The 25,109-nt window shown below is 38.8% G+C and carries 27 protein-coding genes and 1 tRNA gene; 15 read left to right on the top strand and 13 right to left on the bottom strand.

Annotated elements, in window-relative coordinates:
- The first annotated feature begins 47 nt into the window (after positions 1-47).
- The 13 genes from CVT17_RS04620 to CVT17_RS04560 all read left to right on the top strand — a co-directional run bounded on the left by CVT17_RS04620 (position 48) and on the right by CVT17_RS04560 (position 10,457).
- A tRNA-Gly gene (locus tag CVT17_RS04620) sits at positions 48-122 on the top strand.
- A gap of 65 nt (positions 123-187) precedes the next feature.
- Positions 188-994, top strand: coding sequence for a flagellar basal body P-ring formation chaperone FlgA (flgA, locus tag CVT17_RS04615; RefSeq protein WP_107770377.1), 807 nt, complete (start codon positions 188-190; stop codon positions 992-994).
- Positions 991-1,542, top strand: a complete 552-nt coding sequence (locus tag CVT17_RS04610; RefSeq protein ID WP_107770378.1) for a UbiX family flavin prenyltransferase — start codon at positions 991-993, stop codon at positions 1,540-1,542. Before flgA ends, CVT17_RS04610 begins: the two co-directional genes overlap by 4 nt.
- Positions 1,539-2,009 carry a pantetheine-phosphate adenylyltransferase gene (gene coaD / locus CVT17_RS04605; RefSeq protein WP_012001782.1) on the top strand — a complete coding sequence of 157 codons (471 nt, stop codon included), beginning with the start codon at positions 1,539-1,541 and terminating at the stop codon, positions 2,007-2,009. Before CVT17_RS04610 ends, coaD begins: the two co-directional genes overlap by 4 nt.
- Position 2,010: 1 nt before the next feature.
- On the top strand, positions 2,011-2,598 hold the full coding sequence (gene tmk, locus CVT17_RS04600; RefSeq protein ID WP_107770379.1) for a dTMP kinase: 588 nt from the start codon (positions 2,011-2,013) through the stop codon (positions 2,596-2,598).
- 28 nt (positions 2,599-2,626) lie between these two features.
- On the top strand, positions 2,627-3,853 hold the full coding sequence (hisS, locus tag CVT17_RS04595; protein ID WP_107770380.1) for a histidine--tRNA ligase: 1,227 nt from the start codon (positions 2,627-2,629) through the stop codon (positions 3,851-3,853).
- Entirely contained in the window at positions 3,850-5,685 is a 1,836-nt protein-coding gene (gene speA, locus CVT17_RS04590) for a biosynthetic arginine decarboxylase (protein WP_084041350.1), read from the top strand. The genes hisS and speA overlap by 4 nt, the downstream gene beginning before the upstream one ends.
- A gap of 11 nt (positions 5,686-5,696) precedes the next feature.
- A complete protein-coding gene (locus tag CVT17_RS04585; RefSeq protein ID WP_107858775.1) occupies positions 5,697-6,875 on the top strand; it encodes a pyridoxal phosphate-dependent aminotransferase in 1,179 nt (392 codons plus the stop codon).
- The gene (gene thiS, locus CVT17_RS04580; protein WP_107770382.1) at positions 6,875-7,078 is read left to right on the top strand and encodes a sulfur carrier protein ThiS; all 204 of its coding nucleotides are present in this window, start codon (positions 6,875-6,877) and stop codon (positions 7,076-7,078) included. Before CVT17_RS04585 ends, thiS begins: the two co-directional genes overlap by 1 nt.
- 7 nt (positions 7,079-7,085) lie before the next feature.
- Positions 7,086-7,937, top strand: a complete 852-nt coding sequence (gene thiF / locus CVT17_RS04575) for a sulfur carrier protein ThiS adenylyltransferase ThiF (RefSeq protein WP_107686379.1) — start codon at positions 7,086-7,088, stop codon at positions 7,935-7,937.
- Complete coding sequence (locus tag CVT17_RS04570; protein WP_107770383.1) at positions 7,938-8,702, top strand: thiazole synthase; 765 nt, start codon at positions 7,938-7,940, stop codon at positions 8,700-8,702.
- A complete protein-coding gene (gene thiH, locus CVT17_RS04565; RefSeq protein WP_107776224.1) occupies positions 8,702-9,856 on the top strand; it encodes a 2-iminoacetate synthase ThiH in 1,155 nt (384 codons plus the stop codon). Before CVT17_RS04570 ends, thiH begins: the two co-directional genes overlap by 1 nt.
- The gene (locus CVT17_RS04560) at positions 9,843-10,457 is read left to right on the top strand and encodes a thiamine phosphate synthase (RefSeq protein WP_230853317.1); all 615 of its coding nucleotides are present in this window, start codon (positions 9,843-9,845) and stop codon (positions 10,455-10,457) included. The genes thiH and CVT17_RS04560 overlap by 14 nt, the downstream gene beginning before the upstream one ends.
- Positions 10,458-10,482: 25 nt before the next feature.
- On the opposite strand, the gene CVT17_RS04555 is transcribed toward CVT17_RS04560, so the two are convergent.
- The 11 genes from CVT17_RS04555 to CVT17_RS04505 all read right to left on the bottom strand — a co-directional run bounded on the left by CVT17_RS04555 (position 10,483) and on the right by CVT17_RS04505 (position 21,951).
- Positions 10,483-11,052 carry a nitrogen fixation protein NifR gene (locus CVT17_RS04555; protein WP_107770385.1) on the bottom strand — a complete coding sequence of 190 codons (570 nt, stop codon included), beginning with the start codon at positions 11,050-11,052 and terminating at the stop codon, positions 10,483-10,485.
- Positions 11,053-11,592, bottom strand: coding sequence for a molybdopterin adenylyltransferase (gene mog, locus CVT17_RS04550; protein WP_107858776.1), 540 nt, complete (start codon positions 11,590-11,592; stop codon positions 11,053-11,055).
- 10 nt (positions 11,593-11,602) lie between these two features.
- On the bottom strand, positions 11,603-13,279 hold the full coding sequence (locus tag CVT17_RS04545) for an ATP-dependent metallopeptidase FtsH/Yme1/Tma family protein (protein ID WP_431188775.1): 1,677 nt from the start codon (positions 13,277-13,279) through the stop codon (positions 11,603-11,605).
- Positions 13,242-14,480, bottom strand: coding sequence for a tRNA (N(6)-L-threonylcarbamoyladenosine(37)-C(2))-methylthiotransferase MtaB (gene mtaB, locus CVT17_RS04540; protein ID WP_107770386.1), 1,239 nt, complete (start codon positions 14,478-14,480; stop codon positions 13,242-13,244). Before mtaB ends, CVT17_RS04545 begins: the two co-directional genes overlap by 38 nt.
- On the bottom strand, positions 14,480-16,069 hold the full coding sequence (locus CVT17_RS04535) for a mechanosensitive ion channel domain-containing protein (protein WP_107770387.1): 1,590 nt from the start codon (positions 16,067-16,069) through the stop codon (positions 14,480-14,482). Before CVT17_RS04535 ends, mtaB begins: the two co-directional genes overlap by 1 nt.
- Positions 16,066-17,103 carry a 3-dehydroquinate synthase gene (gene aroB / locus CVT17_RS04530; RefSeq protein ID WP_107770388.1) on the bottom strand — a complete coding sequence of 346 codons (1,038 nt, stop codon included), beginning with the start codon at positions 17,101-17,103 and terminating at the stop codon, positions 16,066-16,068. The genes CVT17_RS04535 and aroB overlap by 4 nt, the downstream gene beginning before the upstream one ends.
- A gap of 2 nt (positions 17,104-17,105) precedes the next feature.
- Entirely contained in the window at positions 17,106-18,524 is a 1,419-nt protein-coding gene (locus CVT17_RS04525) for a COG3400 family protein (RefSeq protein WP_107858777.1), read from the bottom strand.
- Positions 18,525-18,617: 93 nt separating this feature from the next.
- Positions 18,618-19,178 carry an ABC-type transport auxiliary lipoprotein family protein gene (locus CVT17_RS04520; RefSeq protein WP_107770390.1) on the bottom strand — a complete coding sequence of 187 codons (561 nt, stop codon included), beginning with the start codon at positions 19,176-19,178 and terminating at the stop codon, positions 18,618-18,620.
- On the bottom strand, positions 19,175-20,107 hold the full coding sequence (locus CVT17_RS04515; protein ID WP_107770391.1) for an MlaD family protein: 933 nt from the start codon (positions 20,105-20,107) through the stop codon (positions 19,175-19,177). Before CVT17_RS04515 ends, CVT17_RS04520 begins: the two co-directional genes overlap by 4 nt.
- Positions 20,108-20,848, bottom strand: coding sequence for an ABC transporter ATP-binding protein (locus tag CVT17_RS04510; protein ID WP_107770392.1), 741 nt, complete (start codon positions 20,846-20,848; stop codon positions 20,108-20,110).
- Positions 20,845-21,951, bottom strand: a complete 1,107-nt coding sequence (locus CVT17_RS04505; protein ID WP_107858778.1) for an MlaE family ABC transporter permease — start codon at positions 21,949-21,951, stop codon at positions 20,845-20,847. The genes CVT17_RS04510 and CVT17_RS04505 overlap by 4 nt, the downstream gene beginning before the upstream one ends.
- 79 nt (positions 21,952-22,030) lie before the next feature.
- Between CVT17_RS04505 and tgt the strand changes: the two genes are divergently transcribed.
- Complete coding sequence (gene tgt / locus CVT17_RS04500) at positions 22,031-23,161, top strand: tRNA guanosine(34) transglycosylase Tgt (RefSeq protein ID WP_107858779.1); 1,131 nt, start codon at positions 22,031-22,033, stop codon at positions 23,159-23,161.
- Positions 23,151-23,849 carry a CorA family divalent cation transporter gene (locus tag CVT17_RS04495; protein WP_103651231.1) on the top strand — a complete coding sequence of 233 codons (699 nt, stop codon included), beginning with the start codon at positions 23,151-23,153 and terminating at the stop codon, positions 23,847-23,849. The genes tgt and CVT17_RS04495 overlap by 11 nt, the downstream gene beginning before the upstream one ends.
- A gap of 202 nt (positions 23,850-24,051) precedes the next feature.
- On the opposite strand, the gene rplS is transcribed toward CVT17_RS04495, so the two are convergent.
- Positions 24,052-24,408, bottom strand: a complete 357-nt coding sequence (gene rplS / locus CVT17_RS04490; protein ID WP_107770396.1) for a 50S ribosomal protein L19 — start codon at positions 24,406-24,408, stop codon at positions 24,052-24,054.
- Positions 24,409-24,416: 8 nt separating this feature from the next.
- Positions 24,417-25,109 (bottom strand): tRNA (guanosine(37)-N1)-methyltransferase TrmD, encoded by a 693-nt coding sequence (gene trmD, locus CVT17_RS04485; RefSeq protein WP_085657399.1) that lies wholly within the window; start codon positions 25,107-25,109, stop codon positions 24,417-24,419.

The raw sequence follows: 25,109 nt of genomic DNA, 5'->3' as shown, positions 1-25,109 counted from the left end.
TTGACAAATGAAAAACAATCTGATAGAATGCGGACTTCATTTTAACTGCGGGAATAGCTCAGGGGTAGAGCACAACCTTGCCAAGGTTGGGGTCGCGAGTTCGAATCTCGTTTCCCGCTCCATCTTTTTTATACTCTTTTTTTTATTTTCCACAAAACTTTTTGCAAATGAAGTCAGCATCTATCCGATGTATTGCGTTCTAAATGATCAAATTTCACTTAGTACTTTTGGCTTTGAAGGCGAAGACAATGAAATTTTAAACTTAGAGGGCAAAAGAGCTGCCAAGATAGATAGCAAAAGACTCTATGAAATTCTAACAGCAAATTTTAAAACATATAATGACAAAAGCGGTGGAAGCGTTGCTTTTGTGAAAAACTGCTCTATTATGGATGAGATTCAAATGCAATTTTTAAGATCAATTAGCGATGAATATCCTGGTATCAGCATAAGCGATCTTAGCATCAGCCCACAAAATAAGATTCCAGTAAATTTCAAAGAACTCGTCCTAAAAAATATCTTTTTAGGTGATCAAAATAGTCAAAAAGGTACATTTAGAGCATCATTTGAGGATGTTGATCTGAGTCTAAAAAGTATCTATTTTAAATTTAGCTTTAATGCTAAAATGCCAGCCTTCATAGCAATAAATTCAATAAATACAAACCATATTTTAAGCCTACTTGACTATCAGCCAACGATGATTGAGTTTGGCAAATGGCCAAAAGATGCACTTTCTAACTCAAATAGCTTAGCTCTTATAACAAAAGTGCATATAAAAAGCGGTGAAATTTTAACCAAGCGTCAGTTTAACGCCATAAATTTAGTCAAAAAAGGTCAAATGCTAAATGCAGTTTTGAGCGAGGATGGCGTTAAGATAATAGCTGAAGTAAAGGCACTTGAGGATGGAAATTTAGGTGATATGATAAAGATAAGAACAAAAGATAATAAAATTTTACAGGCCACAGTTTCAGGTAAAGACGAGGCAGTGATAAGATGAAAAAGATAGTATTTGCAGCCACTGGAGCAAGCGGAGCTAGACTCTTTTTAAAGCTTGTCAAGGCTGCCAAAGATAGTTGCGAGGCGCACGTCATAGTTAGTAAAAATGCTATGAAGGTCTTAGAAGCTGAAGAAAATTTGAGGCTAAATTTAGATGAACTTGGCGTAAAAATTTATGATGATGAAGACCTTAGCGCAGGTCCAGCTTCTGGCTCATTTGGCACGGATGCTATGATCATAGCGCCCTGCTCTACCAACACTCTAGCAAAAGTTGCAAATGGCATAAGCGACACACTCATCACAAGAGCTGCAAGTGTCGCGCTAAAAGAGAGACAAGCCCTAGTTTTGGGCGTTAGAGAGATGCCATTTTCTGCGATCGCACTCTCTCAGATGCAGCTGCTCTCATCTCTTGGAGCTATCATCGCACCCCCAGTTTTAGGCTACTACGCAGACATAAAGAGCCTTTCTGATATGGAGAATTTCATCATCGGCAAGTGGCTTGATGCCTTAAAAATCGAAAATAATCTTTACAAAAGGTGGCAAATTTGAAAAAATCTTGCATCTATCCAGGGACCTTTGACCCCATAACAAACGGCCATTTAGACGTTATCATAAGAGCTACGAAAATTTTTGACAAGGTAATCGTCGCAGTTGCCAAAAGTGACAGCAAACAGCCGATGTTTGCACATGAAAAGCGCATAGAGATGGCAAAAGAGGCAGTTTGTGAGCTAAAAAACGTAAGCGTTCTTGGCTTTGATAACTTGCTTGTTGATTTTGCTAAATCGCACGGCATAAACACCGTCATCAGGGGTCTTCGTGCGGTTAGCGACTTCGAGTATGAGCTACAAATAGGCTACGCAAACGCTGCACTTTGGGACGAATTTGAGACGGTTTATCTTATGCCAAGCTTAAATAACGCCTTCATCTCAAGCTCTATCGTCCGCTCAGTCTTGCGCCACGACGGCGATGTGAGCAACCTAGTGCCAGCAAAAATTCTTAAAAATTTAAAGGCGTAAAATGTATGTTTTGTTTGAAGGCATTGACGGCGTTGGCAAGAGCACGCAGATAGAAATTTTAGCTTCTAAATTTAGTGATGCCATCATCACAAAAGAGCCAGGTGGCACAAAGCTTGGTGAAAATTTACGTGAAATTTTACTAAGCTCAAGCATAAAAATAGGCAAAAGGGCTGAAATTTTACTCTTTTTAGCTGACAGGGCTGAGCATTTTGAAAAGCTGGTCGCTCCAAATTTAGGCAAATTGATTTTAAGTGACAGAGGCTTTATCTCGGGCATCGCCTACGCTTTGGCAAATGATGAAAACTTAGATGAAAACATGCTTTTAGAGCTTAATAAATTTGCACTAAATGATAAATTTGCAGACAAGATCATCTTTTTTGAAGCAAGCCATGAGCTTATAAGCACGCGCCTAAAAAATAGAGGCACCAGCGATAAGATCGAGGCTCGCGGGCTAGAGTATCTTTTAAAAGTGCAAAGTCTGATGAAGCAAATTCTCATCAAAAATGGCTTTGTAACGCTTTTTATAGACGCATCTAAAAGCATAGAGCTAATTTCAAAAGAGATAGAAAATTTTATAAATTTTAAGTAAAATCACAAAAAATAAAAAGGATAATGCGATGATAACGGCACTTCGTGGCATGAAAGATATGCTTCCAGCTCGTGCAAAACTTTACGCACGGATAATCAAAACCTGCGAGGAAGTCGCAAAAAACTACGGATATGAGCAAATTTTAACCCCGCACCTCGAGGAGACAGCACTTTTTAAAAGAAGTGTCGGTGAGAGCAGTGACATCGTGGGCAAAGAGATGTATCAGTTTGAAGACAAAGGCGGAAACGACGTTTGTTTGCGACCTGAGGGCACAGCTGGCGTGGTTAGAGCGTTTATCGAGGCAAAACTTGACAGGGCAAATGTGACAAAGCGCTGCTTTTATCACGGCTCGATGTTTCGCTACGAGCGTCCACAAAAAGGCCGCTTAAGGGAGTTTCATCAGTTTGGCTGCGAGTGCTTTGGCGAAGGCAGCGTCTATGAGGATGCGAGCATTATCTTGATGGTGAGTGAAATTTTTAATAGACTAAATATCAAAACAACCCTAAAAATCAACTCACTTGGCGACGAGAGCTCGATGAAGTCTTACAAAGAAAAACTTGTTAAATTTCTAGATGAAAATGACGACAGAATTTGCGAAGACTGCAAAAGGCGCAAGCTTTTAAACCCTATCCGCGTGCTTGACTGCAAGGTTGAGAGTTGCCAAGAAATTTATAAAAACGCCCCAGTTATCACTGATAGTCTAAGCGACGAAGCACAGGCTGATTTTGAAAAACTACAAGAAATTTTAACGGCAAATGGCGTTAAATTTGAGATAGATACTAAGCTAGTTCGTGGGCTAGACTACTACTGCAAGACGGCGTTTGAGTTTATCAGCGACGAGATTGGCTCACAAAGTGCAGTCGCAGGCGGAGGCAGATACGACAGGCTTGTTGAATATCTTGGCGGTAGAGCAAGTTATGGCGTTGGCTTTGCGATGGGCGTTGAGAGAATAATGGAAATTTTAGGTGAAGCTGAGAATGAGCGAGCTGGAATTTATCTTTGCGCGCTTGATGCGGCGAATATTGATTTTATCTATAATCTTGGCACAAAGCTTCGCAAAAAATATCAGGTTGAAATTTCATATGAAGCTAAAAAACTTCAAAAACATCTGCAAAATGCTGACAATAAAAATGTAAAAATTTTCCTTTGTGTAGGCGAAAATGAGATGAAAGAGAATAAAATTTGGTATAAAAATTTAGAAACCAAAGATGAAAAAACGATACATTTAGATGATCTTGAAAAGGAGCTGGGATGAATGATTTTGGACTTAGCATTTGGGGCAATTCAAATTTTGTGATAGAAGATGGCAAAGTCTGTATAAATGCAGCCAGCAAACCAGCGATCATAGACATCGTAAAAGAGATAAGAGACGACGGATATAGAGGGCCACTGCTGCTTCGTTTTCCGCACCTTATCCAAAAACAGATCGAGCAGATCCACGCAAGCTTTGCAAAGGCAAAGAAAGAGTTTGCCTATAAAGGCAGCTTTAACGCTGTTTTTCCACTTAAAGTAAATCAATATCCTGGCTTTGTAAAAAATTTAGTCCGCCTTGGCAAGCCCTATAATTACGGTCTTGAAGCTGGCAGTAAAGCTGAGCTACTTTTAACAATGGCTTACAATAATGAAAAAGCTCCCATAACCGTAAATGGTTTTAAAGATAAAGAGATGATAAATATAGGCTTCATCGCCGCTGAAATGGGACACAACATTACGCTAACGATCGAGGGCTTAAACGAGCTTGAAGCGATAATCGCCATCGCAAAAGAGCGCTTTAAACCAAAACCAAAGATCGGACTTAGAGTAAGACTGCACTCGACAGGATCGGGGCTCTGGGCAAAGAGTGGTGGCATACACTCTAAATTTGGCCTAACATCAACAGAGCTAATAGAAGCTGTAAAGATGCTAAAAAAGGCAAATTTACTTGAAAATTTCACGATGATACACTTTCACATTGGCTCTCAAATAAGCGAGATCCACCCGCTCAAAAAAGCACTCATCGAGGCTGGCAACATCTACGCTGAGCTTAGAAAAATGGGCGCCTCAAATTTAAAAGCTATAAATTTAGGTGGAGGACTTGCGATAGAATACTCGCAGTTTAAAGAAGAAAGCAGCAGAAACTACACACTAAACGAATATGCAAACGACGTTGTTTATATGCTTAAAACCATAAGCGAGCAAAAAAAAGAGATCGAGCCAGATATTTTCATAGAGTCAGGTCGCTACATCGCCGCTTCTCACGCACTTTTAGTCGCCCCTGTACTTGAGCTATTTTCTCAAGAATACACCGAAGAAAAGCTAAATTTAAAGAAAAATAATCCAAATTTAATAACCGAGCTAGTCGATCTTTATAAATCAATCAAGCCTTCAAACGCCCTAGAGTACCTACACGACGCTATCCATCACACAGAGAGCGTTTTAACACTTTTTGACCTTGGATATGTTGATCTTCAAGATAGATCAAACGCTGAGGTGCTTTTAAGGCTCATTAGCAAAAAAGCTGTCGTGATGCTTGGCAATAAGAGCAACTCAAGCGATCTGGCCAAAATTCAAAAAGAAGTGCAAGAGAGGTACTTGCTAAATTTCTCTATTTTTCAAAGCTTGCCTGACTTTTGGGGGCTAAAGCAAAATTTTCCTATCATGCCGCTTGATAGGCTTGATGAGCGCCCTACCCTGCCGGCTTCGATCTGGGATATCACCTGCGATAGCGACGGCGAGATCAGCTATGATGACGAGAAAAACCCACTACTTTTGCACGACGTGGACGTGGAGAAGGAGGATTATTTCTTGGGATTTTTCCTAGTTGGCGCATATCAAGAGGTGATCGGCATGAAACACAACCTCTTTACCCACCCAACAGAGGCCACGATAGAGCTTTCAAATGATGGCTACAAGATCACAAATTTACTAGAGAGCCAGTCGATCCTTGATATCATGGAGGACATGGACTATGATATCTACGAGATCCAAGACACTCTAAATGAGCGCTTAGTAAAATCAACTTTGATAAACGAAACACAAAAGAAGCAAATTTTAGGCGAGCTTTATCTATTTTTAAATGATAATAGCTACTTAAAGACAATCAACTAAAAAGGAAAATAATGCAACTAGCAAACAGAATGCAAACATTAAGCGAATCAATAACGATCGCTATCAGCACAAAAGCCAAAGAGATGAAGGTTGCTGGTATAGATGTGATCTCGCTTTCAGCTGGTGAGCCTGACTTTATGACTCCAAAAAAGATAAGAGAAACTGTAAAAAACGCACTTGATAACGATAGCAAAAGCGGCAAATACACGCCAGTGCCAGGCCTGCCTGAGGTCATAGAGGCCATTAGAGCAAAGTTAAAAAGAGATAACGGACTTGATTATAAAGCAAATCAAATCGTCACAAATATCGGTGCAAAGCACTCACTTTTTAATGTATTTCAAGCGCTTATCAACCCAGGCGACGAAGTTATCATCCCTTCTCCATACTGGGTGAGCTACCCTGAGATCGTTAAATTTTGTGGCGGCGTGCCTGTCTTTATCGAAGCAGACGAGAGTACAAATTTCAAAGTCACAGCCGAGCAGCTAAAAAAAGCGATCACGCCAAAAACAAAAGTCTTTTCGCTAAATCACCCGACAAATCCAACTGGAGCTGTATATACAAAAGAGGAGATCGCGGCATTTGGCGAGGTTTTAAAGGGCACTGACATCATCATCACAAGCGATGAAATTTATGAAAAAGTGATCTACGGCAAGAAATTTTACGCAGTAGCCTCAGTGAGCGAAGATCTTTTTAAAAGAACAGTCACGATAAATGGCCTAAGCAAGTGTGGTGCGATGCCTGGCTGGAGATTTGGCTACATAGCAAGCTCGATGGACTGGCTAATTGCTGGCATCAAAAAGCTTCAAAGCCAAAGCACAAGCAACATCAGCTCGATCGTACAAATAGGCGCTATCCCGTCGCTTCTTGGCGAAACAGATGAAGATATCGAAAACATGAGAAAAGAGTATGAAAGAAGACGCGACGTGGCAGTTGAGATGATAAATGCTATCCCGGGACTAAGCGTTGTAACACCTGATGGCGCGTTTTATCTATTTGTAAAATGTAAAGACGTAGATAGCGACTCACTTAGATTTTGCAAAAAGATGCTTGAAGAGGTAAATGTAGCAACCGTGCCAGGTGTGGGCTTTGGTATGGAGGGATACTTTAGAATTTCTTTTGCAACTGACATCGAGAGCATAAAAAAAGCGATCGAGAGGATCGCAAATTTTGTAAAAAGCTATAAAATTTAATGATCAAATTTAGTGTAAATGGCAAAATTTTCGAGCTTGAAAACGATATAAGCGTTTATGATTTTTTAGCGCAAAATGGCTATGAGATTAAATTTATAGCCCTTGAGCGAGACGGAGAAATTTTGCCAAAAAAGCTTTGGCGTGAGAGCTTCATGAGCGAGGGCAAAGCTTATGAGATCGTCACTTTAGTTGGCGGTGGATGAGGAGAAAATGATAGAGATAGTATTAAATGGCGCAAAATTTAAGGTGCCAGTAAAAAGCCTTAGCGAGCTAAAAGAGCTTGCTCTTGGCGATAAAGAGAGTGAAATTTATAAATTTTTAGAGAAATTTAACGCGACAAAGCCTGACATTTTTATCGTTGATGGCTTTGCTATAAAAGAAGATAGCAAGCTAAAAGATGGCTCAAACGTCGTATTTATAAGGCGTGGCGTGATGCCTGAGCGTGAAGTTTTACGCGCGATGATCGCCTCACGAAACAGCCCTGAGCTAAATTTAGCCCTAAGTAAAGCGGTAATCGGCGTGGCTGGACTTGGCGGACTTGGCTCAAATATCGCGCTAAGCCTTGCAAGAGTTGGCGTAAAAAAGCTAGTGCTTGCCGACTTTGACGTCGTTGAGCCAAGCAATCTAAACCGCCAGCAGTATTTCGTCCGCCACATCGGCTTAAAAAAGACGCAGGCGCTTAAAGAGCTGATAAATGACGTCAATCCCTTTGTCGAGGTCGAAACTCACGATATATTTTTAGACGAAAAAAACGTGGCTAGCGTCTTTGGCGAGTGCGAAATTTTATGCGAAGCCTTTGACAACGTCGCTGGCAAGGCGATGATACTAAACGAAGCTGGGGCAAGCCTAAAAGATAAAAAGATCATCGGCGCCTCTGGCATGGCAGGATACTTTAGCTCAAATCTTATAAAAACCATAAAATTTGCCAAAAATGTCTATCTTTGCGGCGACCTCACAAATGAGGCGAAGATCGGTCAAGGGCTCATGGCACCGCGCGTCGCAGTCTGCGCAAACCACGAGGCAAATTTAGCCATTAGACTACTTATGGGCTTGGAGGCGTAAGTGCAAAGTGATAATTTGATCCTTGGCAGCAAGGAGTTTCAAAGCCGCTTCATCCTTGGCTCTGGCAAGTACTCGCACGAGCTCATCGACTCAGCCATAAACGAAGCTGGCGCACAAATTTTAACCCTTGCTCTTAGGCGCATAAACGAGAGCAAAGAGCGAAATATACTCGACTTTATCCCAAAAGGTGTGACACTTTTGCCAAACACAAGTGGCGCTAGAAATGCCAAAGAGGCCGTTCGTATCGCTCAGCTCGCACGTGAGCTTGGGTGCGGCGAGCTTGTTAAGATAGAGATCATAACTGACTCTAAATTTCTCTTTCCAGACAACGCTGAGACGATAAAAGCGTGCGAAGCCTTGGCAAATGACGGCTTTGTGCCGATGCCTTATATGTTCCCTGATCTAAATGCCGCAAGAGCGATGCTAAGCGCAGGGGCAAGCTGCATAATGCCTCTAGCTGCGCCCATTGGCTCAAACCAGGGGCTAGTTTTTAAAGACATCATCGAGATTTTGATAAACGAGCTTGATACGCAAATCATCGTAGATGCTGGCATCGGTAGGCCATCACAAGCGTGCGAAGCGATGGAGATGGGAGCAGCTGCTATCATGACAAACACAGCCATCGCCTCATCTAAAAATATCCCACTCATGGCAAGAGCCTTCAAAGAGGCTATCATCGCTGGTCGCAACGCCTATCTAGCAGGCCTTGGCGCAAAGAGCAAAAGCGCAAATGCCTCATCTCCGCTCACTGGATTTTTAGACTGATGAAATTTACAAGAACTGATCACATGCAGCTGCTACCTCACATGCAGGATGTTGGCAGCGACATTATGGATGAGATTTTAAAAGAGCGTGCTAGCTACAAGCCAGAAATTTACAGCGAAGCAGACGTAAAGGCAGCTCTTAATGCAAAGCACTGCTCGCTTGAAAATCTAAAAGCCCTACTCTCGCCTGCAGCGGCGCCATTTTTAGAGCCAATCGCCCAGCTAGCTCAAGCAAAGACAAGGGCAAATTTTGGCTCAAACATCACGCTTTTTACTCCTCTTTACATAGCAAACTACTGCGATAATCTCTGCGTTTATTGCGGTTTTAATGCTAAAAATAACATAAAAAGGGCAAAGCTAAGCGACGAGGAGATCACAAGGGAGCTAAGAGAAATTTCAAAGAGCGGCTTAGAAGAAATTTTGATCCTAACTGGCGAGAGCGAGACCAACTCAAGTGTAGCCTATATCGCAAATGCCTGCGCTTTGGCAAAGAAATTTTTTAAAGTCGTTGGGGTTGAAATTTATCCACTAAATTCTGACGGCTACGCTCTGCTTCACAAAAGCGGCGCAGACTACGTGACCGTCTTTCAAGAGACCTACAATCCTACAAAATACGAAAAAATCCACCTTGGCGGCAATAAAAGGATCTTCCCATACCGCATAAATGCGCAAGAGCGAGCACTTCTTGGAGGCATGAGAGGGGTTGGCTTTGCGGCACTTCTTGGCATAGATGACTTTAGGCTTGATGCCTTTGCGACCGCACTTCACGCAAGCTTAGTTCAAAAGAAGTATCCGCACGCCGAGATCGCATTTTCATGCCCAAGGCTTCGTCCTATCATAAATAATGACCGCATCAATCCACGTGACGTGGGTGAGCGCGAGCTTTTACAAGTGATCTGCGCTTATAGGATTTTCATGCCAACAGCCAGCATAACCATTTCAACCAGAGAAAAGGCAAAATTTCGCGACAACGCCGTAAAGATCGCTGCAAACAAGATAAGTGCTGGCGTAAAAGTAAGCATCGGCGCTCACGGCGAAGAGAAAAAGGGCGACGAGCAGTTTGAGATAAGCGACGACAGAAGCGTGAACGAGATCAAGGCTATGCTAAAAGCAAACGGCCTAGAGCCATTAATGAGCGAGTATGTCTATGTTTAAAATTCTCTGCATTGCCGACTTTGAAAGCTATAATGGTGATGACTTTTTAAAGAGAATCCAGCTACTTTGCAAGGCTGGCGTGGATGAAATTTTACTTCGTGCAAAGGGGCTAAACGAGGCTGATTTTTATGATCTTGCTAGGGTTGTGGCTCAAATTTGTGAAAACTACCGCAAGAAATTTATCATTAATCAATTTTTTGACGTAGCTTGCAAGCTAAAGAGCGACTTTTGGCTCACTTCGGCGCAGCTTGAATTTTTTAAAAATCACGGCGTTTTTTTAGATGAATTTAGAAAAATAGCCAAAATTTACGCCCCAGCTCACGACCTAGAGCAGGCTAAAATTTCAGCCTCTATCGCTGACGTGCTCGTTGCTTCTCATATATTTGCCACCTCTTGCAAGGCGGGTTTGGAGCCAAAAGGGCTAAATTTTATAAGCGAGCTAAAAAGCTTTGATAAAGAAATTTACGCACTTGGCGGACTAGATAGCGGGAACTACAAAGAGGCTATAAAAGCTGGCGCAAACGGCATTTGCTTCATGAGTTTAGCAATGAACGGCGATATGGAGCTTATAAAAAAGATAGTAGAGAGCAAAAACGGCTAAATTTAGTATAATAATACGTAAAATTTTACTCATTTTTGCTAGCGATATATGTTTTTATATCAAATATAAGTAGCGTCACAAGCGATGGCAACATATAGGAGTTTAGCACTAAAAGCAGCGACTTTGTCAAATTTGACTTTATTAAAGTCTCTATGTCAAGGCTGCTGTTGTAGTTAAAAAAATATAGCAAGGCAAACTCGCCAACAAGAACTATGCGAGAGATCTTTAGCAAGATGTCATTTCCCAGTCTTGCAAATTTATCATCGACCACAAGCGACAAAGTGATCCAGCCAAGCAGCCAAATTGAGCAGGCTAAAGCATAAACAGTAATGCTTTCATCAAATTTTTCAAGTAGTAAAAATACCAAAGGTTGCAAAAATACAAGGCTAGCGATAAACCAAAGAAGTGAGCTAAAGGCTAGCAGGCAAACACAGCCAAAGATAGAAATGGCAGAGATAAAGCCAAAAACCTCTAACCCAAGATAGTAGGCCAGCGCATAGGATAAAAAAGAAAAAACAAGCCAAATTTTAATAACAAGTCGCCACCTATTTGCAAAGGCAGTGGCTTTTAAATTTAGGCTATCTGTCAAACCCATTTACGAGATTTTCTTTTGTTTTGGACGAAATACTTTCATGACATTTTCGTCAGTTTCAATAAATGCTCCCTCTATCAAGTCAATGCAGTACGGAACTGATGGAAATACCGGCTCCAAGCACTCTTTTATAGCCTTTGGCTGACCTGGTAAATTTATGATGAGCGCATGGCCTCTGATGCCTGCTGTTTGGCGTGACAGGATCGCTGTTGGGACGTATTGCAGGCTTGCAGCTCTCATTAGCTCGCCAAAGCCTGGCATCATCTTCTCGCAAACCGCCTCAGTAGCCTCTGGCGTAACGTCTCTCACTGCCGGTCCTGTACCACCGGTAGTTAGCACAAGATCGCAGCCAAGCACGTCCACCATGTGCATAAGCCTCTCTTTTATCAGCTCAAACTCATCTGGTATAACCTCGTAAAAGTACTCACGCTCGCTCACTATCCAGCTGTCAAGCACCTCTTTGATCGCTGGGCCTGATTTGTCCTCGTATGTGCCTTCGCTTGCACGGTCAGAAAGGGTTAATATGCCTATTTTTGCTTTCACTTTTTCTCCTTTAATAGTTTTCGTTTAAAATTTTTGCCAGCGTCTCTTTGTCTACACTCTCGTACGCTAGCAGATATGAGCTGATCTTTGCGATCTGCTCGTTTGTACCCTTTAAAAAGGACATTATCTCTTCTTTTGCTTGTTTTAAAATTTCTTCTACATCATTTGGATTAGGGACAAATGAACTTCCCATGCCGTATTCATAAACCATCTTTGATGCGATCTCTTTTGCTAAATTTAGATCACTGCTCGAGTTTGAAAAAATATCATTTTCGTCTATTTCAAGCTTACACATGCCAGAGATTAATACTTTAATTCGAGATATCATCTGCGACTTTGACTCGATCTCTTGCTCAGTTGCCATAAAGCGGTCTTCAATGAGTGAAATTTTTTCAAATTTCACATCAAACCAGTAAGCACTAAGTGCCTTCGCGCCTTGATAGACGGCTTGGATTTTTTTCTCACTCTCGCTGTAGCTTAAAACCTTTTTTTTGCCGAGCAAGACCTTATTTAAAACAGCTTCAAAGTCTCTTATTTTTAGTACGCTCTCATTATTTCTTAGAGCATTTATCGCAGCTTCATTTACAAGTGTGCTAAGTGCAGCACCTGAAAAGCCAACGCTCATCCTAGCGATATCTTCGGCTGAAACATCGCACTTTTTATCTTTTAAATAGGTATTTAAAATAGCCACTCTGTCGTTGAAATCAGGCATCGAAAGAAAAATTCTCCTATCAAAACGCCCTGATCTAAGCAGCGCCTCATCGATCATTTCGATCCTATTTGTAGCAGCTATGACGATGACACCTGAGTTATCTTCAAAGCCATCCATCTCAGTTAGTAGCTGATTTAGCGTAGCTTCTCGCTCGTCGTTTCTAGTCCCACCCCTGCTCTTACCAACAGCATCTATCTCATCGATAAAGATGATTGAGGGCGCATAGGACTTGGCTCTACTAAAAAGCTCTCGTACTCTCTTTGCGCCCATGCCGACATAAATTTGAACAAAGCTTGCACCATTTTGATAAAAAAATGGCACATTTGCCTCACCAGCAACTGCCTTTGCCACAAGCGTCTTACCAACGCCTGGAGGGCCGATCATTAGTACACCTTTTGGCATTTTGATACCAAAATTTCTATATTTTTGTGGATTTTTTAGAAAATCAACTATCTCGCTAAGCTCGCTTTTGACCTCACTAATACCAGCTACATCGCTAAATCTCACGTTTGAAATGACTGGCATAGTGTTTTGATTTAGCACGCTTTCTATCTCAAATGCGCCATCTTTTTTGCTAAGCAAGCTCTCCTCTTTTTTCCTGATACTTCTAAAGATATAAGCATACCAAAGCACAAAGCAGACAAAGATGATAAATCCCCAGATCATGCCTGGAGTGATATATTGCTTAGTCTTTTCAACAGGCACCTTTTTTATAAGCTCTTTTAGATCGATGCCCTCTTTTATAATTGAAAAACGATTGTTTTGTGCATAAAGCACGACTTCATCGTCATCGATTACAGCGCGGTCTATAAAATTTCCATCCATTAGCTGCATATATTGCGAATATGTGATATTTCGTGGCTCTTTGCTAACGGCAAATAGCAACACGCTGATTAATGCGATAGCTGCGATTATTAGGATATTTTTCTTATTAAATTTAAATTTTTGCATAATTGGCATCTGGCTTAACTTCATATTCGCTTACCTCCACCCACTCTTTTGTTATATCTTTTTGGCTTAAAATTTTAGCTTTGTTGTAAAACTGATCAAAACCTTCGTAAAACTCACCATTTTTTTGCTCGACTAAAATTTTCAAAGCTCCGTTATGCTTTTTTCTAAAATTTTCATTATTTTGCAAAGCTATGCCTTGTAAAATTTTTAGCCTACTTTTTGCCACATCACCGCCAACATCGCTTTTTAGCGTAGCTGAGTGCGTATCACGCCTTGGCGAATAGACAAAAGCATGCAGATGTGTGATAGGAAATTTTTTAAAATTTTCCACCGCCTCTGCCCAAATTTCCTCACTCTCGCCTGGATGACCCACGATGTAGTCCGTACCAAGCGCAAAGCCAAGAGAACTTAGCTCATTAAAAAGCTCCAGATCACTAAATGCGTTATTTCGTCTTCGCATGATCTTTAGCATCGCTTGGCTTGTGTGCTGAAGTGCGATGTGAAGATGACGCTCCAGCCACTCTTCTTTTAAAATTTCTCTAAAGCTCTCATCTATCTGGCTTGGCTCAATGCTTCCAAGCCTAATGCGTCTAATGCCAGAAATTTTACCTAAGTTTGCCAAAAGCTTACCAAGAGAGCTATTTGTGTCTTTGCCGTAACTGCCTATATTTGTACCCGTTAAGACAAGCTCATTATAGCCGTTTTGGGCTAAAATTCTTGCCTCTTTTAATATCATAGCCTCATCCATGCTTCTAGCCTTACCACGAACCGAAGGGATGATGCAGTAGCTGCAGTTAAAGTTGCAACCTTCCTGAATTTTTATAAAAGCCTTTGTGTGATTTTCGTAATTTGTAACTATATTTTTATCGACTGAGTTTAAATTTCCAAGCTCAAAAAATGGTTTCTCCTGCTTTAAAAGCTCATTTAGATCACTCTTTTTGCTAGCTCCAAGCACACCAAATATACCGCTATTAAATAGCTCTTTGCCCTTACTAACCGCGCCACACCCAGTCAGCACCACCTTTGCCCCGCGCCTTTTTACGCCGTTTATGTAGTTTCTGACACCGCTATCAGCAGAATTTGTAACTGTGCATGAGTTTATGACCACGATATCAGCGCTCTCTTCATCGTTTGTGATCTCGTAGTCCTTGATATAGCTCTTTAAAAGCTCAGTATCATAGATATTTGTGCGACATCCAAATGTTTTAAAAAATATCTTTTGCATTAAGAATTTTCACTCTCTTGCTCGCTGTGAGCGGTGTGATCGCTTGGATTTTCTTTTTTGCCTATAAACATGGTTTGTGTTGGATAAGCGATCTTTATATCATCTTGAGCTAAAAATGCTTCTATAATCTCAGCGCTAATAGTGCTTCTAAGAGCCAAAGTCGCATAAGAATTTGCCATATACCAGCATGAGACATTTATACCATAAGGCTCAAAAAATGTATAAATTCTTGGCTCGACGTTTGGATTTTTGATGCTGTATTGGCTTCTTAGTTTATTCATCTGGCGTTTAGCGATATCAGTGTAGCCTTTTGAGTATTTTTTAACGACATTTCTTGCTAGATAGACGGCTTTTTTATGGTTACTATCAAAACTTATCATGATATCTATACCGTCCCAAACAGTCTTCATGCCATAGTGAGCATAGTTTGCGATTAGGTCTGTAAAAATATAGTTATTTGGCACAAAGATAATTCTACCTGCACGGCGGTTTGTCTTATAAGTCGAGTAGCTAACATCCTCAAAAACAGTCAGCCTAAGTAAAGAGATGTCGATCACATCACCTACAAATTCACTACCATCATGAAGCACTCTGATCCTATCACCCACATGTATAGAGCCGCCAAACATGATCACCATCCAGCCAAGCATGCTCATAAACATATCTTTCATCGCAATGGCGATACCAGCTGAAGCAAAACCTAGCACGGTTACTAGATATGTGACGTTTTCGATATACGAAAAGAGTAAGATTATGATGATAACGGTGATATTTAAAACGTTTAAAAATTTATTGACCGTGTAAAATCTCTCATTATCGGTAATTGTTCTTTTAACGATAAATTTAGCGATAAATGTTAGTCCGATCGTTAAAAGGATGATGATGGCTGTATAGCCCATGCTTAAAAACTGAGCTTTTATGTCAGAGGTTGTTAAATTTATAGCCTCATCAGCCCTTTTTTCATAGACATTATAAGTTGTATCAGCGATCTGTTTTGCCGCTTTAAAGTCGCCTATTTCTTGTTTTACCAAGTTTAGGCTTTCCCTATTTTGCTCATTTTCTTCGATCAAATTTAGTCTATTTAGTAAATTTTCTTTTGTTTCAAGCTTTTCCAAAAGCGTATCAAGCTCTTTTATATGCCTTTGATACTCGATCTTATCACTCTTTATCTTTTTGATATACGAAAAGCCAGATATAAGTGCAACAGGACTTGTTATCCTTGGTGGAGTATCCATTTCAGGGGCTGCTAGCATATTTGAAAATGGCGTTTTTTCATACTCTTTTAGTAAATTTATCTGCTCTTTTAGAGTTTGGATTCTCTTTATGATATCGCTGCCTCTTCTTGAGCTTTTGTCCAGTTTCTTTAGTTCATTTTCATTTTTTTCAAGCTCATCAATAAGCCTTTGATAAGTGTTATAGTTAGCATACCTTGTGATCCAGATATTGTTTTTTAAGGAGTTATCTAGATTTGAAATATCTTTAATAAGCTCGTTATTTTGTAAATTTTGTGAGCCATTTTGCTCAAGAGTAACGTTTTCTTCAGCATAAAGGGAAAAGCAAAAAAGTAGTAAAGCTATGATCTTTTTCATTTAAATTCTCTTAAAATTTTTAAAACATCTTCTTTTTTGACGTCATTTTTTATGATCGCACTGCCGATTTTATCTGCAATGATGAAATTTATCTTATCATCTTTTGTCTTTTTATCCATAAAAAATGCCTCGTAAAATGCATATTCATTTTCTATTTTGTAGTTTACTGGAAGGCCAAATTTTACCAAAACCTGTCTGATCTCTTCGGCATCTACCTCGCTCATGAGCCCTAGTTTTACACTTAAGCGATTTGCCATATTCATACCTATTGCTACTGCTTCGCCGTGTAAAAATTCTTTATAATTTGTCTCATTTTCTATAACGTGAGCAAAGGTATGGCCGTAGTTTAGGATGGCTCTTAGCCCTTTTTCTTTCTCATCTTGTTCAACCACTTTTGCTTTTAAAATTACCGACTTTTCAACCAGCTTAGCTAAGTTTTCATCATCTAAATTTACGCTTTTTAGCCAATCAAACATCTCTTTATCAAAAGTTATCGCCATTTTTAAAGCCTCAGCCACGCCAGCTGCAAATTCTCTCTTTGGCAATGTCCTTAAGAAATTTATCTCACAAAAAACCGCCTTTGGCTGATAAAAAGAGCCTATTAAATTTTTACCAAATTTATTATTTACACCGGTCTTTCCGCCCACACTCGCATCGACTTGCGCTAGAAGCGTAGTTGGGATATTTATGAAATTTATCCCTCTTTCATAGATGCTTGCCGCAAAGCCGGTCATATCGCTTATGACACCACCACCAAAGGCGATTAGCGTAGATGAGCGATCAAATTTGCTCACAAAAAGCTGCTCTAAAATTTGCTCTAACGTCTTTAAATTTTTATACTCTTCACCGTCAGGCACACTTATGATAAATTTCTCATCACACTTCAAAACACTAAGTAGCTTTTCAAGATGAAGCCCCGCTACTTTAGCGTTTGTAACGATGCCAACCTTGCCTTTTATTTCTAATCTCTCAAGCTCGTTTATATAAATTTTATAGCTTGATGCTTTTTCTTTAAGATTTAAATTTATCTGCATTTTTACTCACTTACTGGCACAAAAAGCTGTGCGTTTTGGCTCAGTTTTTTATAAAGCCTATTTAAATTTGTCGATAAAAAGGCAAATGCCCCACCATTTGCCACGCTTTTAGTAAACATTACAAAATGAAGCAAATCTTTTGTATTTTTTAGTTTTACAAGCGGATTTTTAAGATTGTGATTTTCTATCTTTATACGCTTAGAAAATAGCGCGCTAATGCTCTCAAAATGCTCTCTTAACGCCTCATCATCGCTATGCTTATTATCAAAATAGTAAAATTTCATCTCCAAATCAAGCTGTGCACAGCAGTCTGTTATCACGGCTGATTGATTCTCCACTTCTTGACTTTGATCGCCTAGTATCACGCCCTCTTTTATATTTGAGAGCAAAATTTTGCCTGTTTTTAGCACTGGAAGTTTTAGCTCATAAAATAGCTTTTTAAATTTAAAAAAGTACTTATCATCGCTTAAGATTAGGCCGATGTCGTGCTTTAAAACATCATATTTTATAGATTTGTTATTACTATTAAAATAATCCATCAAAACGATGATGTTTTTCTCTTTTATCGCTTTTAAAGTATCTAAATTTTCACCTAAAGTTGGATTTATCACTCTAAAAAAAAGGCGTTTATTATTTAGCTTTGAATGCAAATACAAGCTATCCTTTATGAGCTTGTTAACACGTTCTTTATCCATTGAGATCATATCGATCAGCACATAGATATTGCTACCAAATGGACTTGGAAACTGCCCACTTTCACGCTTAATCGAGCGGTAAACATTTTGAAGCACATTTGGATCACCAACGATTAGTAATATATCGCTTGGCTGTATCATTACATTTGGCTTTGGCAAGATGATCTCGCTGCCTCGATATATGAGAGCTATTCGCCATTTTTTCTGAGCTACCGAGCTGATATGACGATACATATAAGAGCTACCTATTGGCACCTTAACTTCCATGATCTCACCCTCACTAAGTCCGATATTATCAGCTAAAACCGGCAAATCTGGTAAATAGTCCATAAGCCTTGATGCTGCAATATCTCTGATATCAACCACACTTAAGTGTTTATCACTAGCAAATATTTCTTTACATTTTTCATCAAGCTCCCATGAGCTCATAAAAACAGTCTCGGTCTTTGTGCTGATCTGTCTTAAATTTTCATAAACAGCAATCGCCTCATTTTTATCATCACAAACTATACAAAACTGACTAAAATAGCCATCGCTCACGCTTTTTAGCTTTGAGAGGCTAGTTGGGTCAAACTGGTAAAATGTAAAATTTTCATAATTTGATTTTTGACTGTAATCCTCACTTGAAACAACGATATAGTGATGCAAATTTGATTTTGTTTCAAGCAGTCTGTTTAAAAAATTTCTTGCGAAAGTTCCATCTGCGATTATTAAAATTTTCTTCATCAATTCTCCGTATTTTAAAGCTCACATTATAACAAAAGGTCTTTAAAATAAGCTATTTTGGCTATAAATTTAAAAATTTACAGCCAAGAAAATTTAAGAGATTATTTCAGAGATTAGCGTATCGATTGCTAAATTTGTAGCCTTATTTATCGTATCAAAAATAGTACTTGAGCTTCGATCTGGACAAAAAATTTCTTTCGTGATCATGCCAGATTTTAGCGAAGTGTTTGCATTAAATAGCTCATAAGCTAGCGAGACTTCGGCTTTGTCACCTCTTATCTGAAGAGATATAATGCTCACTTTTAGCCTAAGATCTTTTGCATTTGGCGAAAATATCGGCTTTGCAGCGCAGTTTAAATAAAGCCCTTTTACAAGAGATTTATAGACCATTTCGCTTGGCTCAGATACAAATTTAGCATCGCTTAGGTATCTGATTTTATTATTCTCAGCTACGATCAAAATTTTTCTAGTATCGACCATATCAAGAGCGCTTACATTTTCGATGAAGACATTTTTTAGCTCTTTTTGTTTATTTTCAGCTGAGCAAGCCTTATTTGAATAGTGAATTTCATACATCGTTGCAACTGGCACATCTGTCTTTAGCGAGCAGCCAAGAAATAAAAGCATAGCCGTTAGAAAGATTAAATTTCTCATTTTTTATCTCCTTTGTCATTTGGCACTGGATTTGTGAAGAAAAACTCGTAAGGATTATCTTCAAGCCTTTGAAGTGCGCCTCTAAATTCGCGAAGCGTCTTGTCAAATCCATTTAAGAAATCACTCGCTTCTCTTAATAACGGTCCAACCGTATTTCTAAGGTCGTATTCACCATCTTTAGCTTTTTTTGTGATGAGCTCTTGCAGCAAATTATATCCGGTAATAGCCGAATTTGCCGATACAAAAACTTGGTTTGCATTTGAAATTAGTCTGTTTAAATTTTTAGCCAATTCTTTTGTATCGGTTTTGTTTAAAGTATCTGTAAAATTTTTTACATTTTTAACGATACTATCAACCTCGCTTAATCCCTCTTCGTCTGTTAAAACTTGTGTAAATTTATCGATATTTTTAAGGACTGACTCTACGTGAGCGATATTTTCAGGCGAAAAAAAGTTATCGACTTTATCAAGTGTTTGATTTATCTTTAAGGTGATGTTTTCAGCGTTATTTCCAAGCTTTGAAAAGAGGCTCTCTTCAAGCTGTAAGATAGGCTTTTGACCTGATGCAAAGTCTTTTGTACCACGGCTTATGTTTATACTAGCAACGCCGCTAATAGCCTGAACTTCTATACTTGCCACGCTATCGGCCTTTATCGGCAGATCTTCTCTAATTTTCATTGTGATGTTTATAAGAGCGTTTTTATCATCGACAAAATTTATATCACTAACACTTCCGGCTGGCACACCGATAAATTTAACCGTAGAATCGACCTTTAATCCACTTGGCAGCTCAGTCGTGTGGATGTAGTACTCTTTAAAATCAACCTTTGTATTATTTTTACTAGTCATCCACCAAATAAATATCGCAAATGCTGTAAGGCAAGCCATAAAAAACATGCCAACAATGGTATAAGAATTTCTATTTTCCATCTACTTTTTCCTCATTTTAAATAGCTCTTCAAGTGGGTTGTTTTTAAGATATTCAAGCTCTTTTATATTTCCCTCAAAGACTATTTTTTTGTTATCTATTATCAAAAATCTATCCAAAATATCAAAAATACTATCAGCATCATGAGTCACCATGACAACAGTCACACCGATGCTATCACGAAGCTCTTTTATGAGCGCGTCCATTTGGCGTGAGCTAACTGGATCGAGGCCACTATTTGGCTCATCTAAAAATAGCACTCTAGGGCTTAGCACCAAGGCTCTTGCTAGCGCAGCACGCTTTTTCATACCGCCACTTAGCTCACTTGGATAAAGCATAGATACCTCTTTTTTAAGCCCCACTTTTTGTATCCAAAACATCGCTATCTCATCGATCTGACGTTTGTTAAATTTAGAGTACTCATAGAGCAAAACACCCACATTGTCAAGGATCGTCATCGAGCTATAAAGTGCGCCAAACTGAAACATCGTCCCGCTTTTTAGCTTTATCTCTTGCTGCTCCTCTTGACTACTTTTCCACATATTGACGCCATCAAAAAATATATCGCCCTCGCTTGGCTTTTTTAGATATATCATCGTCTTCATAAGCGTCGTTTTTCCAGCACCACTGCCGCCTAAAAAGCCGTAAATTTCAGCCTCTTTGACGCTCCAGCTCACATTATCGTGCATTATCTTATCGCCATAACTTGTCGTTATGTTTTTTCCAACTATTATCTCGTTCATATCTTTAGCCACATAAAAATTATCGCAAAAAATGCATCAAGCGCGATGACCCAAAATATCGCATTTACGACGCTAACTGTTGTCATTGCTCCAAGGCTTTGGGCGTTTTGGCTCACGCCAAATCCTCTCATGCAGCCAATTATTGCTATTACTGCGCCAAAAAATGGAGCTTTTATCATACCAACAGCAAAATGCCTAAGCTCGACCATCTCGCGAAATCTATTTAGATAGTCGCTAAAGCTGATATCAAGTATCGTTTGGCAAATGATCATCTGTCCTAAGATGCTTATCGCGTCAGCTATAAAGATAATGACAGGCACGCAAAGCACCATCGCGATGATGCGCGGCAAGACCAAGAAGTTAAATGGCTCAAAGCCCATTGTCTTCATCGCATCTATTTCCTCAGTTAGCTTCATAGCGCCAATTTGAGCAGTAAAACTAGAGGCTGATCTACCCGCGATGACGATAGCAGCGATGAGTGGGGCCACCTCTCTAAGCGTTAGCATACCCATGATCTCTACTATAAATATACTTGCCCCAAAGCTTGCAAGCATCGCACTACCAAGATACGCAAGCACGACACCTATCAAAAAAGCGGTGAGGGATACGATAAAAACGGCATTTACGCCGCCATCTTTTATGTAGTTACTAAATTCCCTAAATCTAAGACTGGCTGGATTAAATAAAATTTTTACGCTTTTTATTAAAAATTCGCCCAAGAATGTGCCAAACTCAGCTAAATTCACAAAACCTTCACAAATTTTTTCACCAAGACGTGAAAAGAAATTTAGACTATTGTGCGGCGGCATGTAGTTAAAGTCAATCTTTTCATCATTTAAAAGATCGCCCATTGCCTTTATCTTCTCGTCATTTGTGATGATCTCAAATTTCTTGCCATTTAGCGTGTTTTTTAAAAGGATCAAAACAGCATAATCAATGCTCTTTAGCTCGCTAAAGTCAAATTTAACATTACCGCTAAGTTTTTGGATTTTTTTAAAAATGCTTTGTAAATTTTTTGCGTCTTTATAGCTAAACTCACCTATAAATTTTATAGTCTGAGCACCATTTGCCACTACAAAAATGACATCATTTTTCTTTTGCAAAAAGTTCCTTTGCCTTAAAATTTCTGGATTATATTATAAATTTTGTTAAAATAAAAAATCAAAAATTTTAAGGATTTAGATGAAATTTGAAGTTATAAAAAAAGATGGAAATGCAAGGCGTGGTATCCTAACAACTGCCCACAGCGTGATACAAACGCCAGTTTTCATGCCAGTTGGTACGGTTGGCGCGGTAAAGAGCCTTGATGCCTTTGATATGAGTGAAATTTTAGACGCAAAGATAATCTTAGCAAACACCTACCACATGTATCTACGCCCCGGAAGCAAGGTCGTGCGCGATTTTGGCGGGCTTCATGGATTTTCTAAGTTTGAGCGCTCTTTTTTAACAGATAGCGGTGGTTTTCAGGCATTCTCGCTTAGATCAAATACCAAAAACGACGATGGAGGGATAAAATTTAAAAGCCATATCGACGGCAGTATGCACTACTTCACGCCAAGATCCGTCCTTGACACACAGTACGATCTAGGTAGCGACATTATGATGATACTTGATGATCTAGTCGCCTTACCTGCCGAGCCAAAAAGGATCGATCTAAGCATAAAGCGAACGATAAAATGGGCAAAAGAGGCGATTGACTATCATAAATTTATGCAAAGTAAAGGCGTTGGCTTAGAGCAAAATATCTTTGGCATTGTTCAAGGAGGTACTGATTATGAGGCACGTAAATTTTGCGCCGAAGCTTTAAATGAGCTGCCATTTGATGGCCTTGCGATAGGAGGGCTAAGCGTTGGCGAGAGCAACGAGGCGATGTATGACACTGTTGAGGCAGTTATGCCATTTATGGATGAGCTAAGGCCGCGTTACCTAATGGGCGTTGGTACGCCTGAAGATCTCGTGGAAAACGTGGAGCGAGGCATTGATATGTTTGACTGCGTCATGCCAACAAGAAATGCAAGAAACGGCACGCTCTTTACTAGCTTTGGCAAGATCAATATAAAATCAGCCAAATTTATAAACGACCACACGCCAATCGACCCGCAGTGTCAGTGCTATACCTGCAAACGCTACTCCAGAGGCTATCTAAACCACCTTTTTAAGGCAAGAGAGCTCACATTTTTTAGGCTAGCAAGCCTTCACAACCTGCACTACTATCTAAATTTGATGAAAGAGATGAGAGAGGCAATAGAAAGAGGCGAATTTACTAAATTTAAGAAAAATTTTTATGCTAAAAGGGTAAAAAATGAGCTATAAAAGTTCAGTCTGTGGGTATTTTTATGGCGATGAATACGACTACATTTTGCTTGTTTCTTTCACGCAAAAGCAAAGCTATAAATTTTTATTTAAAAATGGCAAAATTTATAAAGAAGACTTTAATCACGAATGCGATAAAAACGAGTTTGAAGCGGCTCTTAAAAAACTATGTAATGAATATGCAAATAAAATTTTAGAGCATCAAGATGAGCTAAATGAGTATGAAAAAATTTATGCTAGTCGAAAAAACTTTAATCAATTTATCAAAAGACACCACTTTTTAAAATATGAGATTAGAAAATTTCAAAACAAGATATCTCATTTTTATGAAACCCTTTCGATTTGTCAAAGCGAGCAACAAAATTTAAAAAAAGAGCTTAAAAATAGTACTCATGAGGCAAATGTTTTTAGAACAATGGCCAATGAGTATGCCTGCAGAATCGATGATATTTATACATTTATACAAAGTATAAAAAATGACAAAATCAATCAAAACATTTACATTTTGACAATGATATCAGCTGTAATGCTACCACTAAATCTGATAACTGGTTTTTTTGGCATGAATACACAAGGCTTGCCATTTAATGAAACTAAAAATGCCACCATGATAGTTGTATCAATAATGTTTGGAGTAATTCTTTGTTGTGTTATTTTTTTATTTTGGTATACAAATAAGAAGAAGTAGAAAATAAATAAATTTAGTATATAAGGTATCTGAAACTTTATATAGAAATTTTTTATATATTTTAAATTTTTATAGCCTAGCGGTAAAAACAATAAAAATAAATAGATCTTTATTAATATTAAAACGATAAAAATATTTAAAAAAATTAAATTTAATAAAGAATATTAAAAGTCCTGAATAGACTTCAGGACAGATAGTAGAATTATTTTCTAAGTTCGCGAATCTTAGCAGCTTTACCACGAAGGTCACGTAGATAGAATAATTTAGCTCTTCTAACACGACCTTTTCTAAGAACTTTTATCTCTTCAATTGAGTCACTAAAAATTGGGAAAATTCTCTCAACGCCAACACTATTAGCGCCAATTTTTCTAATGATAAATGTTTCGCCAGTACCGCTACCACGTCTAGCTATACAAATACCTTCAAAATTTTGAATTCTAGTTTTATCGCCTTCGTGAATACGAGTAGCAACACGCAATGTATCTCCTGCACGGAAGTCAGGAATATTTTTACTAACAATTTGAGCATTTTCAAATGCTTCAATGTATTTATTTCTCATGTTTTTCCTTATTTATGTGGCTTAAGCTTTTGATATAAATCAGGGCGAAAGAACCTTGTTTTGCAGTGAGCCATCTTATTTTTTAAAGTGTGGATTTTAGCATGGTTACCCTTTAAAAACTCTGAAACCACAAAGATTGATCTAAAATTATCAGGCTTTGTAAAAGATGGGGCTTCAAGCAAATTATCCTCAAAACTCTCAACTTCAAGGCTCATATCGTTTCCTAAAACTCCAGGTATATTTCTTGATATTGCATCACTCATACAAAGTGCAGGCAGTTCTCCACCAGTTAAAATAAAATCACCTATACAAAAAACTTCGTCCGCCCAAAGCTCAACAACTCTCTCATCCAGCCCTTCATATCTACTACAAACAAAGCAAATATGATCTTTCTTTGAAAGCCTTTTTGCATCATTTTGACTAAATTTTTTACCAGCTGGTGTCAAAAAAATCACATGGGCGTTTTTATCTTTTTCTTTTAAAAATTTGATCGATTTATCCAAAGGCTGTGGAAACATCAAAAGCCCTGCTCCGCCTCCGATCATATAATCATCAACTTTATTATGCTTATCTTTAGTAAAATTTCTTGGATTTATAAAATCAATTTCAATAAATTTATTACCAATTGCACGTTTTAAAATAGAATCACAAAAATAAGGTTTAACTAAATTTTCAAAAAGTGTAATAAACGTAAATTTCAT

The organism is Campylobacter concisus, from assembly GCF_003048775.2.
Classification (GTDB): Bacteria; Campylobacterota; Campylobacteria; order Campylobacterales; family Campylobacteraceae; genus Campylobacter_A; species Campylobacter_A concisus_I.
The sequence above is the reverse complement of the archived record's forward strand: the minus strand, read 5'-3'. Positions and strand labels throughout refer to the sequence as shown.